This is a genomic window from Helicobacter sp. MIT 03-1616, assembly GCF_000765685.2.
GTDB classification, from domain to species: Bacteria; Campylobacterota; Campylobacteria; order Campylobacterales; family Helicobacteraceae; genus Helicobacter_C; species Helicobacter_C typhlonius.
On the sequence record NZ_JROY02000003.1, the window covers coordinates 24112 to 42357 of the forward strand.

Annotated in this window: 17 protein-coding genes; 11 read left to right on the forward strand and 6 right to left on the reverse strand. The window is 39.4% G+C overall.

Translation table 11 applies throughout. The annotated features are described in order from the left end of the window. Nucleotides 1-32: 32 nt before the first annotated feature. Together LS67_RS02545 and LS67_RS02550 are read left to right on the forward strand one after the other, a co-directional pair. A complete protein-coding gene (locus LS67_RS02545; RefSeq protein WP_034326081.1) occupies nt 33-1475 on the forward strand; it encodes a replicative DNA helicase in 1443 nt (480 codons plus the stop codon). 2 nt (nt 1476-1477) lie between these two features. Then, nucleotides 1478-2764 (forward strand): ComEC/Rec2 family competence protein, encoded by a 1287-nt coding sequence (locus tag LS67_RS02550; RefSeq protein ID WP_081951428.1) that lies wholly within the window; start codon nt 1478-1480, stop codon nt 2762-2764. A gap of 103 nt (nt 2765-2867) precedes the next feature. Here LS67_RS02550 and LS67_RS02555 read toward each other — a convergent pair whose 3' ends face one another. From LS67_RS02555 to LS67_RS02575, 5 genes are read right to left on the reverse strand one after another with little or no spacing between them, the layout of a single operon-like run. Next, entirely contained in the window at nt 2868-3767 is a 900-nt protein-coding gene (locus tag LS67_RS02555) for an SPOR domain-containing protein (RefSeq protein WP_034326079.1), read from the reverse strand. 29 nt (nt 3768-3796) lie between these two features. Continuing rightward, nucleotides 3797-4342 carry a DUF1882 domain-containing protein gene (locus tag LS67_RS02560; protein WP_034326078.1) on the reverse strand — a complete coding sequence of 182 codons (546 nt, stop codon included), beginning with the start codon at nt 4340-4342 and terminating at the stop codon, nt 3797-3799. A gap of 14 nt (nt 4343-4356) precedes the next feature. Next, on the reverse strand, nt 4357-5607 hold the full coding sequence (locus LS67_RS02565; RefSeq protein WP_034326077.1) for a serine hydroxymethyltransferase: 1251 nt from the start codon (nt 5605-5607) through the stop codon (nt 4357-4359). Beyond that, nucleotides 5608-7191, reverse strand: a complete 1584-nt coding sequence (gene lysS, locus LS67_RS02570; RefSeq protein ID WP_034326076.1) for a lysine--tRNA ligase — start codon at nt 7189-7191, stop codon at nt 5608-5610. It abuts the gene before it with no gap. Between the two features lie 15 nt (nt 7192-7206). Beyond that, nucleotides 7207-7869: a CvpA family protein gene (locus LS67_RS02575; RefSeq protein WP_034326074.1), complete on the reverse strand. Its 663-nt coding sequence runs from the start codon at nt 7867-7869 to the stop codon at nt 7207-7209. Between the two features lie 226 nt (nt 7870-8095). Between LS67_RS02575 and mqnP the strand changes: the two genes are divergently transcribed. From mqnP to LS67_RS02615, 8 genes are all read left to right on the forward strand, one after another. Then, the gene (gene mqnP, locus LS67_RS02580; RefSeq protein WP_034326098.1) at nt 8096-8986 is read left to right on the forward strand and encodes a menaquinone biosynthesis prenyltransferase MqnP; all 891 of its coding nucleotides are present in this window, start codon (nt 8096-8098) and stop codon (nt 8984-8986) included. Continuing rightward, nucleotides 8976-9542 (forward strand): hypothetical protein, encoded by a 567-nt coding sequence (locus LS67_RS02585; RefSeq protein WP_034326073.1) that lies wholly within the window; start codon nt 8976-8978, stop codon nt 9540-9542. Before mqnP ends, LS67_RS02585 begins: the two co-directional genes overlap by 11 nt. Before the next feature lie 4 nt (nt 9543-9546). After that, on the forward strand, nt 9547-10077 hold the full coding sequence (locus tag LS67_RS02590; RefSeq protein ID WP_034326072.1) for a hypothetical protein: 531 nt from the start codon (nt 9547-9549) through the stop codon (nt 10075-10077). Between the two features lie 15 nt (nt 10078-10092). Next, the gene (locus tag LS67_RS02595) at nt 10093-11280 is read left to right on the forward strand and encodes a pyridoxal phosphate-dependent aminotransferase (RefSeq protein ID WP_034326071.1); all 1188 of its coding nucleotides are present in this window, start codon (nt 10093-10095) and stop codon (nt 11278-11280) included. Between the two features lie 10 nt (nt 11281-11290). Beyond that, nucleotides 11291-12970, forward strand: a complete 1680-nt coding sequence (locus LS67_RS02600; protein ID WP_064504562.1) for a sialidase family protein — start codon at nt 11291-11293, stop codon at nt 12968-12970. Beyond that, nucleotides 12967-13590 (forward strand): hypothetical protein, encoded by a 624-nt coding sequence (locus LS67_RS02605; protein ID WP_138109565.1) that lies wholly within the window; start codon nt 12967-12969, stop codon nt 13588-13590. Before LS67_RS02600 ends, LS67_RS02605 begins: the two co-directional genes overlap by 4 nt. A 9-nt stretch (nt 13591-13599) precedes the next feature. Continuing rightward, nucleotides 13600-15651, forward strand: coding sequence for an LTA synthase family protein (locus LS67_RS02610; protein ID WP_231944736.1), 2052 nt, complete (start codon nt 13600-13602; stop codon nt 15649-15651). Between the two features lie 62 nt (nt 15652-15713). After that, entirely contained in the window at nt 15714-16523 is an 810-nt protein-coding gene (locus LS67_RS02615) for an MnmC family methyltransferase (protein ID WP_034326068.1), read from the forward strand. A gap of 94 nt (nt 16524-16617) precedes the next feature. Here the strand turns inward: LS67_RS02615 and LS67_RS02620 are convergent, their stop codons facing one another. Further along, nucleotides 16618-17622 (reverse strand): hypothetical protein, encoded by a 1005-nt coding sequence (locus LS67_RS02620; RefSeq protein WP_231944735.1) that lies wholly within the window; start codon nt 17620-17622, stop codon nt 16618-16620. Nucleotides 17623-17723: 101 nt separating this feature from the next. On the opposite strand from LS67_RS02620, the gene LS67_RS02625 reads away from it, so the two are divergent. After that, nucleotides 17724-18245, forward strand: a complete 522-nt coding sequence (locus LS67_RS02625) for a peptidylprolyl isomerase (protein ID WP_034326067.1) — start codon at nt 17724-17726, stop codon at nt 18243-18245. Nucleotide 18246 lies beyond the last annotated feature (1 nt).

Genomic DNA, 18246 nt, shown 5'->3' on the forward strand with positions numbered 1-18246 from the left:
AAAGATAAAATACTGCTTTTTAAGGAGTGTGTATGCAAGAACCCATTGTGATGATTGAAAAAATTGTCCTCTCATCTATCTTTTTCTCGCCCGAAAAATTTGAAGAAATCACTGCTGAACTTAAAGCCGATGATTTTCTTTTGCCTGTGCATAAGGATATTTTTGATATGTGCCACTTCCTTACTAAAAACAATCTCCCTATTGATAGTGAGTTGCTCTTAAGCAAGAAGCCACCGCATAAGAAAATCACGCAAGAAGAATTGCTCGAGATTCTAGCGATCAATCCAATTGCGAATATTGAAGTTTATGTAGATGAGATAAAAGAGGCGAGTATCAAGCGTGAGCTGCATCAATTAGCGAATTTTTTGCGTGAAAAGTCGCTTGATAACAATCAAAATGTGGTGGAAATCATCAATGAGATTGAGCGTAAGCTGAATAATGTCTCTTTGGGGAAATCTCAAGAGAATATTTATGAAGCACCGATGATAGCAAATAATGTGATTAGCCATCTCACAAAGTTAAAAAATAGCGGTAATAATGTCGTGGTGGGGCTTGATACGGGCTTTAGAGAGCTTAGTCGCCTAACGACAGGATTCAATCCGGGCGATTTGATAATCATTGGTGCGCGCCCCTCAATGGGTAAGACGACTTTTGCCCTTAATATCGCCCAGCATATTTTGGATTCTCATAATGGAGTGGTGATTTTTAGTCTTGAAATGCCCTATTTACAACTCGGTATGAGAATGCTTAGTGCGAAAAGCTCAATTGCTTTGCAGAATCTCCGCACTGCAAACCTCACAAATGATGAGCTTGGTCGTTTGAGTGAAGTAGCAAATACAATGTCAAGCCAACCTCTGTATATTGTCGATACCTCGTCTTTGGGTATCGCGCAGCTCAAGGGGATTTTGCGCCGACTGAAAAAACAGCACCCTGAAATTAATGTGGCGATTATTGACTATTTGCAGCTTATGAGCGGTGGAAAGGAGCAGAATAAGCAAATAGAAATTGCTGAAATCTCGCGTGGGCTTAAGATGTTAGCGCGTGATCTTGAAATGCCAATAATAGCTCTCTCACAGCTTAATCGCCTTGTGGAAACTAGAGATGATAAACATCCTACGCTTTCGGACTTACGAGATTCGGGTGCAATAGAGCAAGATGCTGATGTGATTTTGTTTCTATATAGAGATGATATTTACAAAAAGCGCGAGGATAGGGAGCGATACGCGAGGTTAAAAAAGGAGGGCAAGGAAAAGGATTTTAAGCCCGAGCATCAAGAGCGCGAGATTGAACCTGCCGAAATTATCATTGCCAAAAACAGAAATGGAGAGGTAAAAACCATTGAGATTCAATTTAATAAACGCTTTACGCGCTTTGAGGATAAGCCGCGTGAGCCAGAATATGATACGAGCGGTGGCTCGATTAATATCGAGGATATTATCGGTTCTCCGCAAGTTGATATGCCAAATATTTTTTAATCGTGCAAGATTCTATAAAAGCTTCGCATTCTCCCTTTGATGTGGAGCTTTTTAGCACAAGGGTGCAATGGGTTGTTTTTGTGTGTGCTTGTGTGATTGTATTTGCTTTGAATTTGTGGCAGGAATACCGCGCGTATAGGGAGTTTAGCACAAAGGAAAATAAAGAAATATACGCACAAGTTATCAATCAATACACGAAGCATAAAAATGGCAAAACTTATGAGGTGCTTAAACTTAAAACAAAACAGGGTGAGATATTCTACACAACAAGCAGGGAGGATATTAAGGACTTGTCGCATAGATTTGTGAGAATTTATGGCAAGGGGCTTGAGTGCTCGTTTGTATCCTACTTGCAGCATTGTTTTTTTGTCTCTTATCGCATTTCCTTGCTGAATGAGCGGGATTATAGGGATTTTCTAAGGGAATGGATAGAAACCCAACATACTGAATCTGCTATCGCCTCTTTGTATAAAACACTTTTTATGGCAGATGCTTTGCCGAGCATTTGGCGAGACTTGAGTGCTAGGCTAGGTATTGCGCATTTAATTGCTATTAGCGGCTTTCACTTGGGGATTTTGAGCTTTGTGTTAGGGTGGATTCTTAGTAGTATTTATAGAATCTTCCACCATAGGCTAAGCTATCGTAACAAATACTTTGATGTGGGATTTATGGTGCTTGTGGGGCTTTTTGCGTATTTGTTGCTGCTTGATTTTACACCCTCGTTTTTACGCGCTTTTACAATGGCAGTGTGTGGATTTTTAGTCGTATATAGTGGGATTAAGCTTTTTAGCTTTAGACTCCTTGTTGTTGTGGTGTGCGTGTGTGTGGCATTCTTTCCACGTCTTATATTTAGTATAGGCTTTGGATTGTCTGTAAGTGGTGTGTTTTTTATCTATCTCTTTGTAAAATATGTGCGCTTAGATTCTAAAGTGCTATATGTGCTTTTATTTAATACGCTTATTTTCTTTGATATGCTCCCTTTGACACATTGGTTTTTTCCTTACTTCACTTCTTTATCTTTACTAAGTATCCCAATTAGTTTGCTTTTTGTCGTGTTTTTCCCGGCTATGTTGATAGCACATATTGTGGGAGTTGGGGCATTGTGTGATGAGTTTTTGCAGTGGGCTATGAATCTGCAAATTAATTCTATCGAATTTTATACGCCTTGGTGGTTTTTGTGTATTTTTACTTTGTGCGCAATCGGGGCAATTTATACAAAAAGGTTGTATTACACACTTCATTTGCTCGCGCTTTTGTTTTTTGGTTATATGGTTTATAAAAGCGTATAAGTAAGGATTGCCTTTTAATCGTGTTTGTCGAGTACATAAACAAGTGCTACGATATTTTGAAAACTTTACTGGTATCTAGGGGGCTAAAGCCCCATGATGAGGATTATTTTACCTCAAAATGCACCGGGTCAGGCACGAGAGCCTTGAAATTTGGTAAATCTCTACTTGCCTCTGTGCGAGATTTATAAGGACCAATGAGATACTTTGTAGTGGCTTGTCCATTTGTTGAAGTCCCCATATACACGCGATAGCTATAATTGCTAATTTGCTTTAAAAACTCTGCATTCGGCTTATTTGTGAAAGATCCCACTTGTAAATAGAATCCTTTCTCTGCGATTTGTCCATTTTTTGATGTATCCATTTGTGGCGTGGAGACATCACTAAATATACTTGCGATATTGTTAGGATCGCTTTGGGTTGCTTGTGCGGGTTTAAGCGGTGTGGCTGTGGTAGGCGTAGTAGTCGGCTTAGTTGTTGCTGGTTTTGGCGCAGCTGTTTGAGCCGGTTTTGTAGGTTCTTTTGTCGTGTTTGTAGTAGCTGTCATATTTGCAGGTTTTACAGGCTTTGCGGGTTGGGTTTGCGTGGGCTGTGAAACCGGTTTGCTAGGAAGCACAGGCTGTTGAGTTGGTTTGTTCTCGACAATTGGTTGTCTTGGTGGTGTAGGCTCTTGGGTTGTTGTAGATTGTGCCACTTGATTATTTTCTGCGCGGTTACGAATATCCTCTAATACTTGTTGAAATGGATCTTTCTCTGTTTCTTTGGTCTCAAGTGGAATCTGCACGAATGGATCTGATGGCTCTAAAGGAGTTAAACCACTATTGGCAGCCATTTGGCGTTCGCTTAGCTCCTCTTCATCACGTGTAACGACAAAAACAACCGCAATCAAAATAAATAAAAAGATGAGTGCCATTGCAATCATCATCATCAATCTTTTTGTGCGGTTTTGCTTTTGCAAGTCATCATCGTTGATTAAAATATCATTTAGTTCTCGTTTTGTTTCCATTATTGCTCCTTAATTTTATATTGGTAGGCTTACATATGCCTTGCCCACGCTGCTCCACGCTCTTTGGCATACACATCATAGGGTAGGACTAGAATATTGAAGTTTGCAGGCACCTCATCACTTGGAAAGATTTTCCATTCTTTTGGGCAGTGTTGCGCTAACTTAAGAGAGAGAGTTTTGGCTAGTCGCTTTCCCTCATTGATTTCTGTGTGTCCCTTATGCACATAGAGGTGCAAATGCCCGGGTGTCTTGGAACGAAACGCGGTAAAGTTCAAGAAGCCCTCCTCACGCAAGAGTAACTGCGCACGGTGGTAGAATCTCTCTGGATTGCGCCCATTATAATCAAATACGATATTTTCCACTTTCGCCCCTTTGGCAAGTAGGAGTGAGTGTGCAAGGACGATTTCTTTTTTAAAATGTTTGCTAATAAGCATTGAAGTAAGCATCGCATCGACTCTTTCATATTTGTCATACAAAATCCGTCCCATATGATTGACTTTTGTCCCCAAGCCATTGACACGTTTATAGTAATGTGATGTGTCCATTTTGATGAGTTTAAGATCCATCTCTGTCACGACTTCCCCTCCTGCTAAAAAATTGGTTTATCATAGATTCTAAAACTTTTTGAAAAATCTTTGATTTGAGTTTTAATCTTGGCTTGCAAGTCTGTATTGTGAATATCATCAAGGATATCCGCAATTTTTTCTGCAATCCACTCAAACTCTTTTTCTTTCATACCTCGCGCACTCAAAGCCGGCGAACCGATTCTAATACCGCTTGTTACAAAAGGTGAGCGAGTTTCGCCCGGCACGGTGTTTTTATTGACGGTGATTCCGGCATTACCCAAAGCCAAATCCGCCTCTTTACCACTAAAATCGTTGTTTAAGAAACTCATAAGCACCAAGTGATTGTCGCTCCCACCACTCACAAGGTTATAATTGCGCTTTACAAGCACTTTTGCAAGGGCTTGAATATTTGCTTTGACTTGTTTTGCGTATGTTTTCCACTCTGGCTTTAGATTCTCTTTGAAACCTACTGCTTTGCCGGCAATCACGTGCATAAGCGGTCCCCCTTGGATACCGGGAAACACAGCTTTATTGATTTTTGCGCTTAACTCCTCATCGTTTGTGAGTATCATACCACCCCTTGGTCCGCGTAAAGTTTTGTGTGTAGTTGTCGTAACGACGTGGCAATGTGGAAACGGATTGGGATATTCTCCAGCGACGACAAGCCCGGCTACGTGCGCTACATCACCCATAAGTAAAGCTCCTACTGAATCTGCGATCTCGCGCAATTTTTTGAAATCAAGCTCTCGCGTATAGGCTGAAAATCCACATACAAGGATATTTGGCTTGACAACTTGTGCTTGAAGCGCAAGTTTATCATAGTCGATATAGCCATTGAGTTCCACACCATAAAAGAAGCTTTGGTAAAGCTGTCCTGAAGTGCTGACTTTTGCGCCGTGCGTGAGGTGTCCGCCGTGGCTTAGATCCATACCGAGTATTTTATCGTAAGGTTTAAGGAGGGCAGCATAGACTGCTGCATTGGCTTGTGAGCCTGAATGCGGTTGCACATTAGCAAAATTTGCCCCAAAAAGCCTTTTTGCTCTCTCAATGGCAATTTCCTCGATTTTATCCACAAATTCGCACCCACCATAATAGCGCTTGAAAGGGTAGCCTTCAGCATATTTATTTGTCAAAACGCTTCCCATAGCCTCCATAACGCTAGGAAATGTGAAATTTTCACTCGCTATCATCTCTAAATGCTCGTTTTGCCGCTCTAGCTCTTTCTCTATGAGTTCAAAAATCTCACTATCCTGCTCTTTAATGATGTAACTCATCTACCCTCCTTGTTTGGTTGCGTTTTCGCCTGAATCTTGAAAATGTATTGTATCAAAATTTGTTTTAGTTAGCTTTAATGCAGGAAATAAAATTACATCTTTAATTGTTTTTGCATTACTTAAAAGCATTACTAAGCGATCAATTCCTATGCCCTCGCCCGCGGTGGGTGGCATTCCGTGAGCAAGCGCCCACACATAGTCTTCATCCATATATTGTGCTTCCTCATCGCCTGCGTCTTTTGCTTTTACCTGTTCTTTAAATCTTTCAAATTGGTCTAGTGGGTCGTTGAGTTCGCTAAAGCCATTGGCAATCTCCCGCCCACCGATAAAAAGCTCGAATCTATCGGCGATATTAGAATCTCTATCATTGCGCCTTGCGAGTGGGCTAATCTCAATGGGATATTGCGTAATAAAAGTTGGATTGATGAGTTTATGCTCAACAAATTCATCAAATGCCTCGCCCAAAAGCTTACCATAGGGCATTTGGCTATCGACTTTGAGATGTTTTTCTTGCAAAAGGTTAAGGAGCGCATTTTTATCATTTATAAGTTCTTTATCGAGTCCGCCGATTTGCACCAAAGCGTCCTTGTAGCTAATAATGCTCCACTTGTTAAAGTCTATCTCGTGGTCATTAAAATATAGAATCTTGGGGAGATGAAGAGATTCTAAAATAAAGCTAAAAAGCTCCTGTGTGAGAGTGATTAAGTCCTCGTATGTTTTATATGCCCAATAGAATTCAATCATACTAAATTCTGGATTATGTGAGTGGTCCATTCCTTCATTGCGGAAGTTACGATTGAGTTCAAAAACCGCTTCAAATCCTCCCACGATAAGCCGCTTTAAATAAAGCTCTGGTGCGATACGTAAATATCTGTCGGCATTCAGGGCATTGTGATGAGTAATAAAAGGTTTTGCATTCGCGCCACCGGGGATTGGGTGGAGCATAGGTGTTTCGACTTCTAAAAAGCTTTTTTGCTCAAAAAATCTCCGCACACACGAGATAATCTTGCTCCGCATTTTGAAAAGCTCTTTTACTTCTTCATTGACGATTAAATCTACATATCGTTGGCGATAACGTAGCTCTACATCGCTTAGTCCGTGGAATTTTTCAGGTAATGGCACGATGCTTTTTGTGAGTATGCTAAAGCTTTGTGCGTGAATGCTTAACTCGCCCGTTTTGGTTACAAAAGCAAAGCCCTTAACATTGATAATATCCCCCACTTCAAGGATTTTTTTGATATATGAAAAGTTCTCGTCGACATCATTTTTTGATATGTATGCTTGAAGTATCGCACTCTCATCTTGAATCTTAATAAAACACGCTTTTCCCATAAGGCGGATAAATCTCACGCGCCCAACTATGCTTTCCGTCTGACTCTCTAGTGGATTTTCTGTATTTTGAGAATGTGCGGTAGGGTTTGGTTGTGAATCTGGCGCAGCAGATTCTAAAAGATATGTGTATTTATCTAAAAACGCGTGATTGCTTAATGTGCGTGAAAGCTCATTGCTGTAAGGGTTTAACCCTAAATCCTGCATAAGTTGCATTTTTTTGATACGTTGCTGGACATAAAAATTTGAAAACATAGCTTTAAGTAACCTTTAATGAGAATTTATCTGCTCTTGCAGATTTTGTGCGCCCTCTTTTATTTCCTGTGTGATGTTTTTCGCCTCATTTTTTACATTCTCTATTGGCTCTTTTACTTTATCGATTTGTTCGTTAATGGTTGCTTCTATATTCTTTTGTGGAGATTGTAAATTCTTTGCTACCTCTTGCACTTCATCAAGATTCATAATATGCACAGCGAGATTCTTCATTAGGGGAAAAATGGAGCTATTTTGCTCAATATTTTGGGAAAAGTTTTTGAGCCAACCAATCTGTGAGATACCAAAGACAACGATAGAGAGGAGCAAAAACGCCTTACAGAATCCAAAAGCCAAGCCAAAAGCCCTATCAAGCACGGCTAGAGGCGTGAAGTGTAGCACACGAAATATGATTTCGCCCACAAGCAAAAATACAGACCAAATGAGCGTGATGAGAATAACAAAGCCGACAAGGGCATTTAGATCTGTGGAGTTGAAATCATAGATTGTATGAGCAAACCACTCGCCCGCATCTGTATAGAATCTTGAAGCAAAAAATATCCCAAGCAAGATGCCTAAAAAACTAGCCAACCCTCTAATAATGCCCTGCCAAATGCCCTTGATAGAGAGCAAAATAAGCAAAACTAAAATTCCTATGTCAATATAGCTTAATGTATCCATTGTGATAATCCTTTTTGTTGCATTCTCTTTTTTTTGTCTTTGGTAGATGAGAGAGACAAGAGGCAAAAAAATGCAGTAATATTAAACGATTTTGCCTTATTTTGCAAGAGTTTTAGCTTATTTTTTGGTAAGGTATTTTAGAATCCCCCGTTTTTTGCTGTAAAATATTTTCACAGAACCTAAGATTCTATATAAAGCAAAGTGTAAGGAATGTAGCGTAATGAGTATGTTTAGAACCTTTAAAATGCAATTAAAAAGTTTTAGCGATCTTGTAGCGTTTGAACATACGATTTTTTCAAGTAGTTTTATTCTTATCGCAATGGTCGTGGCAAGTATGCAAATGTATGGGATTCCGTGGTGCGGGTGGGGGACACTCCTGCTGTGTACTTTGGCACTTATTAGTGCGAGAAATTTTGCTATGGGGTTTAATCGCCTCAAAGATAGGGATATTGATATCTTAAACGCACGCACAAAGGCTCGTCCTAGCGTTGATGGGCGCATTAGTTTAGCGTGGCTCATTATCTTTAATGTCTTTAACGCACTCCTTTTTGTGTGTGTTTCTTATTTTATCAACAATCTTGCATTTTACCTTTGTGTGCCATTTTTAGCAATTTTGGCATTTTATTCTTATACCAAACGTTTTAGTGCCATAGCGCATTGGGTGCTTGGCGTGTGCTTAGGATTAGCCCCCATTGCTGGAGTCATTGCGATTATGGGTGAGATTACACTTTGGAGTGTGCTTTTATCTGCTGGTGTGCTTTTTTGGGTGGCTGGATTTGATTTACTTTATTCATTACAGGATATGGAATTTGATAAGGCAAATGATCTCCATTCAATCCCTGCGTATTTTGGTGTAAGGGTTACCTTGTGGATTTCAAGATGCTGTCATTTATTTGCAGTGGGATTTTGGGCAGGTTTTGTATATGTGGCAGAGCTTCATATCATTGCGCAAATTGGCGTTTGTCTCGCTGCTATGATTCTATGCTATGAGCAGTATTTAGTGAGTGTGCATTTGAAAAATATCCCTAAAGCTTTCTTTGTAACTAATGGTTATTTGGGTATTATGCTCTTTTTATGTATTTTGGCAGATTCAATAGGGGTTGTGTATGGATATTAAGGGCATTTTGGAGCAATGCGGGATTTACACACGTATCGTGCCCTGTGAGCTTGAAGTGGCGTTTTCAAAAATAGATGAAAGCAACAAAATGGCTTGTGATAGAGAGTTTGTCGCACTTTCGCAGTATCGCTATGGTTCTATAATGCAATGGCTTAATAAAAATAAATCAAAAAATCGCACACAAGATACTGATGAAGTGCTGCTCGAGCTACTTGTAGAGCTATATCAAAAGGTTGAAAATATCGAGCAGATGTTGCGTAATAAAACAACGCAGTATTTACCGCTGGATTTTGGGGGTGTAGCGGATTTTGTGGGGCATAGTGTGCTGTGTATGCCTCAAGATGTATTTGAGGAGGGGGCAGAGTATTATATGCGTATATTTTTGCCTGTCTTCCCGCAACGATATATTGGTATTTTTGGTAGTGCGATTCATAATAGAATCATAAAATTTGAACGTATGCACTACAATGATACGGGGGATTTTGATAATTTTGTAGCACAAATGGAGCGTTTATCTATCCTCAATGCTAAAAAAATATACACAACAGAGGAGTGAGGGAATGTTTGGAATTTCAATGAGTAGTATCAGTATGATTGTGGGGCTTATATCGCTTGGTATCGTCTGCTTGGCGGCATTTTTCAACTACACACGCAATTTTGATGTGAGTAAGAGGATTAGACGCATTGAAAAGGGTATGGAGGATATTAATAACGAAATTTTTAAGATTCACAAATGGATTAAGGATAGTGAGCTTGAAAATCAGCTTAGCACTACCGCCTTGCATAATAAAATTAAAACAGAAAGCATTGATGTAGTGAATAATGCGCTTGTTAATGTATATCGTCAAGTGGAGATTCTAGAGGCACAGGTCAATAAAGAGCGCGACTATATAGAGGAAAAAATAGTTAGCATTGAGGAGAAAATACGAGAGTTTGGCTACTTTTCAGGCTCAAGCGCAACAAATATTGATGAGAAACGTATTATTGGTATGTTTCGTGATGGTTGGAGCATTGATGCGATTGCAAAAGAAATGCGCTTAAGCAAGGGTGAGATAGAATTTACGCTTAAACTTGCAGATATTAAAGAATAGCTTAAGGAGGAGAAAATGGAAAAATCAATTTATGCAAGACGAGTAGAACTTCTACAAGAATCTACGACAATCGCTATTAGCACACTTGCACGTGAACTAAAGGCATCAGGTAAAGATGTGCTAAGTTTTTCGGCAGGTGAGCCAGACTTTGATACGCCAGAGGTGATAAAAAATGAGGCGATTAGAGCATTAAAGAGTGGATTCACAAAATACACTGCCGTGGCGGGGATTCCGGAGTTGCGTGAGGCGATTAAAGAAAAGCTAATGCGTGAAAATAATCTATCCTACGAAACGAGTGAAATACTTGTGAGTAATGGTGCAAAACACTCGCTTTTTAATGTATTTCAGGCATTAGTAGATAATGGTGATGAGGTGATTATCCCCTCTCCGTATTGGGTAACTTACCCCGAGCTTGTAACTTTTAGTGGTGGGAAGCCTCTCATTGTGCAAACAACGCAAAAAAATGATTTTAAAATCACACCAAAACAACTCCAAAATGCTATAACTGATAAAACAAAAATGTTTGTGCTCAATACACCCTCAAACCCTAGTGGTATGGTCTATACCAAAGATGAGCTAAAGGAATTGGCGGAGGTGCTTAAAGGCACAAATGTGTGGGTGGTGAGTGATGAAATGTATGAAAAGCTCGTGTATGGAGTGGAGTTTGCCTCTGCGGCTGCGATTAGCGAAGATATGAATAAGCGCACGATTACCATTAATGGTTTAAGTAAGTCTGTGGCGATGACAGGGTGGCGCATAGGCTATCTTGCTTGTAAGGATAAAAAGCTTATCAAGCTTATGGATAATCTCCAAAGTCAATGCACTTCTAATATTAACTCTATCACACAAAAGGCGGCGATTCTAGCCCTCAAAGGCGAGGCAGACGCTGATATAGAGGATATGCGCAAGGCATTTGAAGAGCGTATGAATTTTGTCGTAGATTCTATTAATAATATACAGAATCTTAGCGCACTTAAGCCTCAAGGTGCATTTTATCTCTTTATCAATATTTCTGCATTGCCCAAATATGGCAAAGATTCTATGAATTTCTGTAAGGCTTTATTGCAAGAGCAGGGTGTAGCACTCGTGCCGGGCTCGGCTTTTGGTATGGAAGGATTTGCGCGTTTATCTTTTGCGTGTTCTCTCGAGCAGCTCAAAGAGGGAGTGGAGCGCATTTCACACTTTGTAAAATCACTTTTATAAGTATTTTTAAGTGCGACAATATAAAAAACATATCGTTTTTGCCCTGCTTTTATGCCTGTGTGCTACTTGGAGCATTCTTAGCGATAAGTCGCCTAGTGGGTTTATTGATTTGTCGCGCTATAATCTTATAATACCGCAAGATAGACTAAATGAAGCAGATTCTATTACTTATTTTGATGTGCTAAATGCACAGCCTCAAGCACACGCGAGTGCGATAGTGAATGTCTCGCAAGTGAGTGATGCAGACTTTATGCTTTTGTATTTTGCCGGGAGTAGGGAGGGTGCGCGAGATGTAGGGATTTACCAAAGTTTTTTTTATATGGATAAAAATGACTCAAGCATAGAATCTCGTAAGAATGCAGATTCTCAATCCCTCTCAATCCCACATACTGAAAATACAGATTCTGTTGCTGCGAGTTGGCACTTAGATTCTAAATCAGTGGGGCATTGGAGTGAGCCGCAGCTCCTGCTAAGCGCGCCTATGCTTTCGAACCTAAGCGGAAAGTTTATCAAAAAACTAGGCAATCCCGTAAGCTTTGTAGATACGCAGGGCAGGGTGCATTTATTTGTCGTGGGCGTGAGTATGGGTGGCTGGGCGACAAGCAAAATCTATTGGTTGCAATTAGAATCTACTCCTTATAATGGCGTAGATTCACACATTAAGATTTCACAGAGCAAAGCCTTGCACGATGTAGATTCTAAAACTCATATAGATTTGAATCTTCACTCACAAAAAGCCTCGCAACATAACAACTTGCGCCATTTGCGTTATATCAAAGAGCTACATTTAAGCCCATTTTTGAATTTCTCTCATCTCGTGCGCACACCACCTATGCTTAAAAGTGATGGGGGATTTATCCTGCCAATCTATCACGAGCTATTAAGCAAATATCCACTCTTGCTTGATTTTAGCTCAGCACTCACGCTTCAATCTTCTATGCGCCCTACCTATCTTCAATCACAGCTTCAGCCAAGCTTTGTGCCGCTAGATTTACATTCAAGCGTTGGTGTTTATCGCAATCACAAAGCCTATGAAAATACACTTTTTGTGAGCGAATGTGGTGTAAAGTGTGCGGAGGCAAAGCCGAGCAATCTCAAAAATTATGATTCCTCCTCTGTGCTTTTTAATGCACTTGATTCGGTGTTTTTGCTTCATAATCAGCCAAATGTGCAGGGGGGTAATAATCGCGCAGAGCTGTGGCTATATGAACTTAAAAAAGAAAGTCTGTTAGATGCTAAAATTATCTTTGTGCCCGTGCTTTTGCTCGATACTCTACCTCAAAATGAAGTCTCCTATCCTAGCGTGGCTATCAATGACGAGTTTGTGCATATTGCTTATACCTATGGGCGCAAACACATAAGAAGTGCGCTGTTGCCAAAATCTGTGCTTAAAACTCTTTCATTTCAAAGTGCGCTCGAGCAGTGGGATATGGATAAGATTCACAAAATGCGTGTTAATCGTAAAATACAAGAGAATCTGTATAGAATCGATAATATGCAGAATGAAATTCAACGCGAGCTTTACAGGGCAAAAGAGTATTTACTTGAGATGCAAGATGGCAAGATTCACACAGATAATACGAGTAGTGCTGATGAATTAAATGAGCTAAATATAGATTCAAAATCTCACACAGGATTTGAAACGAGCTTTTTGCACGATACAAGTTTTGTGTGTAGGAGTTGTGCGTGAGTATAGTAGCAGCATTAATGATAAATATCATCGCTCTAGGTGCTATCGTGGCAATGTTCCAAAAGTGCAAAATGAGCTTTATTTTTGCGATTTCAATAATATGGCTTTTCGTTTTTAATATGCCAATTTTTGAATGGAGCTTGTGTGCGTATGCTTATGCACTTTTTGATATGCCAAGTATGATTCTTGTCTCTTTGTGCGCTGCGTGGCTCGTGCGCTTTGTCTTTTTACGGATTCTAATCTCTAAAGATTCTGCAATACACCAAGATTCGTATCTTTTGAGCCTGTATAATGCTATGCAAAGAATCTTCCCGCCAAGCATTCAATATATATGGATTTTTATGGGTGCAATAATTTATGCAGACTTTACCTATGGTTTTATTGATATTTACCATTTAGAGTTTAAAATTCACCTTTTTTTATTTCTTGTGCTAACACTTGTGTGCTACCTTTTGTGTGCGTCTATGGGCTATATAATGCTATTTGTGCTTGCTACTTATAGTTTGGGGATTTTAGGGGATATTGCTCTTATAAATTATATCTTAGACCCATTTTTGTTCGTGGGCTGTATAGCGGCGCTTCTATGTCGGGCGAGCGGGGTATTGGTTAGAAAAATTTAAGGGGGTTTAATGGAAGCAAAGTGGTTTGAAAAGCTGCTTGTGAAGTCAATCATTTTTAGTTTATTTTTGTTTGTGCTGTTTTTTGTGATGAAGCTGTTTTTTGTCCTCTATATCGGCGTGTATCATAATGCTATAGGCGAGGGGGTGGGCTTTGGCGAATATATCGATACTTTTATTAATGGGCTGCGCTATGATTCAAGGAGTATCGCGGCTTTTAGTATTGCGTATTTTCTTCTTGGAATCTTATTTTTTTGGACAAGGGCGCGGTGGTTTGTGCTACTTTTTTATGCGATTTGTGTCGTGCTTTTGACGCTTTTTGTGGGGATAAGCGAAGTTGTCTTTTATCAAATTTTTGATGATGTTTTTAATGTGAATTTGCTTGGCTTAATCTTTGATGATAGAAAGGCAATTTTTCATACCGGCATAAGCGGACAATACAATATTACTTCAAAAGTGATTTTATGGCTTGTGTTCGCCGCGATTTTCATATATTTTTATGTGAGGATTTTTGGCAAGGTTACGCGTGAGTATGGCTATGACCCCTTAAGCTCCATTCACTCGCGTTCCACACGCAAAGAATCTACTATCGCCACCATATTTTTATTTGTCATTTTTGCACTTTTGATGATGTTTTCTATCAACTCTGCCTTTAGTTTCAAGGGTGCTAGTTTAGACCAAGTGATTAAGCCAGTGGAAGATTCATTTTTGCGTAAAATCTCACCCGGTGCATTTCGCAATCTCTACCTTGTATATAGAGGCTACGCGAGAATCTTAAACTCTCACTTTAGCGACTACACCTCGCAAAGTCCGCTTGAAGTCGTGCGAGAATATTTTGAGCTTGATGACAAAAAAGAATCCTATGATTTAAAAGAATTATTGGCAAAAAAAGTAACAAATATGAGTGAAAAGAAAATCGACCATATATTCTATATAGTGGCTGAATCATTGAGTGAGTGGCATTTTGATAAAGAATTTGACGATATTCATCTCACCTCTGGGTTGAAGTCTTTACTTAATGATGAGCACGGGGTAAAAATTGGTGTATTTTTGCAAAATGCAGGTTCGACAATCAAAAGCCTCGATGTGCAACTCACGGGATTATTTCAAACAGAAATACCGGTAAATTCTATTTTAGGCACTCTGCAGCCCTTTATGACTGCACCGGGTGTGATTATGAAAGATTTAGGTTATAGGACAAATTTTTACTATGGTGGCAGCGGTATTTGGCAAAAGCTTGACCAATACACTGCGACACAGGGCTTTGATAATATGTTTTATAACACTAATGTTATAAATAATGCAAAACTTAATGACTACTCTGCGCCTTATGAGGGATTATGGGGTGCGTATGATCATTATCTTTACACTTTTGTGCGTGATGAGGTTTTTAAATATAGAGGTATGCCTAGCTTTAATATGATTTTGACAACTTCAAATCACCCGCCCTATGATGTGCCACTCGAGCAGTTTGATGTTCCACTTGATGAGATTAGACAATTTCTCGCAAAGCAGAATTACAATAAGCAAGATGCGCGGCTTTTCGGGCATATTTGGTATCAAGATAAGCAGATTTTACATTTTATACAGGAAATATCACGTGTGTTGCCAGATTCTATTTTTATCATCACAGGCGATCATTACGATAGGGAATATCCAAAAACAGCTTCGCATAAGGTAAGCAATACAATCCCGCTTATCATCTATTCGCCGGTGCTTGAGATTACCAAAAATACAAATATCGGCTCACATATTGATATTACACCAAGTATTTTGGAGCTCATAGCACCGCATAATTACACATATCATAGCTTTGGCACACCACTTGTGAGTAATAATAATATTATCGCATTGAGTGAGAAAAATACCGCGCAGGGTTATTTTGCAGTCGCCACAGATAGATATATTTACACGAAAGATGATGTGATAGAGTATTTTCACAGCGTGGCGACTTATGAGGACGATAAACAAAATGCGCAAAATCTCTACAAGAGGGCGCAACAAGCCACTGCACTAAGTTGGTGGATTCTAAAAAATGGATATGTGATTAAAGATAGTGAGTAACAATCGTTTTTGTGCGCGGAAGTTTTAGTAAGTGATAAGATTCTAATATATTAGGGTAAAGTGTGCTTTTACGCGAAAGTAGTGATGGGAGTTTAAGTGCGTATAATGCACTTTTTGATGAATGTTATCATAGCCTGAAAGATGGCGCACTCAATGAGACTTTGCATAAGCATATTTATCCCTCCTTGGCGCATTTGACTTCTATAAACACCACAAATGCTATTTTAGAATCTAGCATTGCCAACATAATAAAGAAAGAGGATTTTCCTAGTGCGCTGCCACAGCATATTTACGCACTAGATATATGCTTTGGGCTAGGATACAATAGCTTCGCGCTCCTTGCAACATTAGCCACAATGGGCTATGAGGGCGAGATAAGTATTTACTCGCCAGAGCAGGATTATAATATTTTTGACAACTTGCTTGATTTTACATATCCACCTTTTTTGAGTGCGTATCAAAAGCCCATAAATGAACTACTAAGATTCTGTGCTGCTACGCCAAATTCTTGCGTGTGCGTCAAAAGTATGGCATTTCATACGCTAAAGCTTAATTTTTATATATATAGGGGCGATGCCCTTGCTATGTTGGCTCTGCTCCCAAAAGATTATTTTTATATCATCTATCAAGACGCCTTTAGCCCGAAGAAAAATCCCGCTTTGTGGAGTGAGGCATATTTTCGCACACTTTTTACACTACTTGATTCTCAAGGCATTATTACAACTTATTCCCAAAGCTCTGCTATTGTGAAAAACGCTATAAACGCGGGGTTTAAAGTGTATAACTATGAAAGCAGTCTCGTGCGCCCAAGCACACTAATGGGTAAAAATGCGCTCACACTTAATGATATTAAGCAAAGATTTAAAAAATAGAATCTTGCCATAACACAATGTTTGAAATAGTAGAATTTAATCACCTAGCCTTAAGTATATCCGCCATAACACCTAAAGTAATGCAAATTACATATTAATAAAAACTCATAGCATTTTCACTTGCGAAAAAGCGCACTCTTTTTGCGCCCAGCTTTGCGCAGGATTTGGCTGTATCGCTATCGTTTATGATACCCTGCTCTTGCACTTCACAGAGGAAATCTTGAATCACATTGCGATTAATAAAGACAGGTAAATGTCCATTGCCTACCCTGCTCATTATCCCCAAAAACACATTCTTTTTATCGTAAAATGCCCTTCCATAAGTGAATTCCTCATAAGAATCCCGCTCCATTTCAAAACCATACACATTTTCTTTTTTTTGCATATAGTCATAATAGGTAGCAAATTTTTCAAGCTTTAAGCTTTGAGCGACAAACAAATACGCATTATTAAGATATGGGTAAAAAGCCTCTGTATGTTTAGCCACAATGGCATTTGAGGCAAACACATCAATGCCAAATCGCTTATAGATTCTATCTTGGTAATAGCTTTTTTGTTCGCGCATTTGACAGGAGCTATCCACATAGTCGGTAACCTTAAGTAGCGCAAGTCCTGAATCTAAATCAAGTGCTTTAATGCTTAAACTCGCCACACACATCATATTTGCGTTTAAATCATCTTGCATTTTCGCATAAATCTTTTTAGGCACAATCCTACCATTATATATCACATCAGCAGAAGTAATATATAATCCATTGCGTAAGAGTGTCCCAAGCCCCTTTCTAAATGAGCCATCAAAAAAAGAAGTTTCAATAATTGCAGTAGAATAAATCCATTGGGGTTGAGAGGGTAACTTCATATCTCTAGGGTCAATCTTTGACTCTCCCGCGTTTGTGTTACTTGCATTTTTTTGTGTGCTAGATTCTGTTTTAGAATCTGCATTTGGAGACTTGATGTCTGCAAAAAGCTTTTGCGGACTTTCATAGCCCTCCATCACTGCATCTACTGAATCTTCAGAGGCATTAAGCAGGGCTACACACGCGCACATCATACACGCACATATATAAAAAATACCCTGAAAAACATCTCGCCTTAGCACTCTGTATCCCTTCTATTCAAAAATGATTAAGTTAATATCGGTAGAATCCGCACATTTTTTATGCTTTTTTAAGGTAACTCATACGACATAAAGGAGAAAAAATGCGAGAGGAATTAAAGGTATATGAGATTAATCAAGATGAGTTAGAAAAACTCAATTACGCTCTTATAGAAGTATGCAAACCAAGCGGAGAATCGCTTGGCACAATGACTTGCAAACTTTTCAAAGAAGCACCACAGGCTGTTACAAATTTTGCCACTTTAGCCCAAAGCGGATTTTATAATAATCTTGCCTTTCATCGTGTGATACCTCACTTTGTCGCTCAAGGTGGTTGTCCTATTGGTAATGGCACAGGAGGTCCGGGCTATCGTATTAAGTGCGAACTAAGCGATAATCCCCACAAACACACGAGAGGTGCGCTTTCTATGGCTCACGCTGGGCGGGATACAGGCGGGAGTCAATTTTTTATCTGTTTTGCCCCACAACCCCATCTTGATGGAGAACACACGGTTTTTGGTAGGATTGAGATAAAAGATAAAAAAAGCCTTGCTGTGTTAGATTCTATTAGTCAAGGCAATGTGATAAAAACAATTACCATTTGCGAAACACTCCCCGAATCTTAGG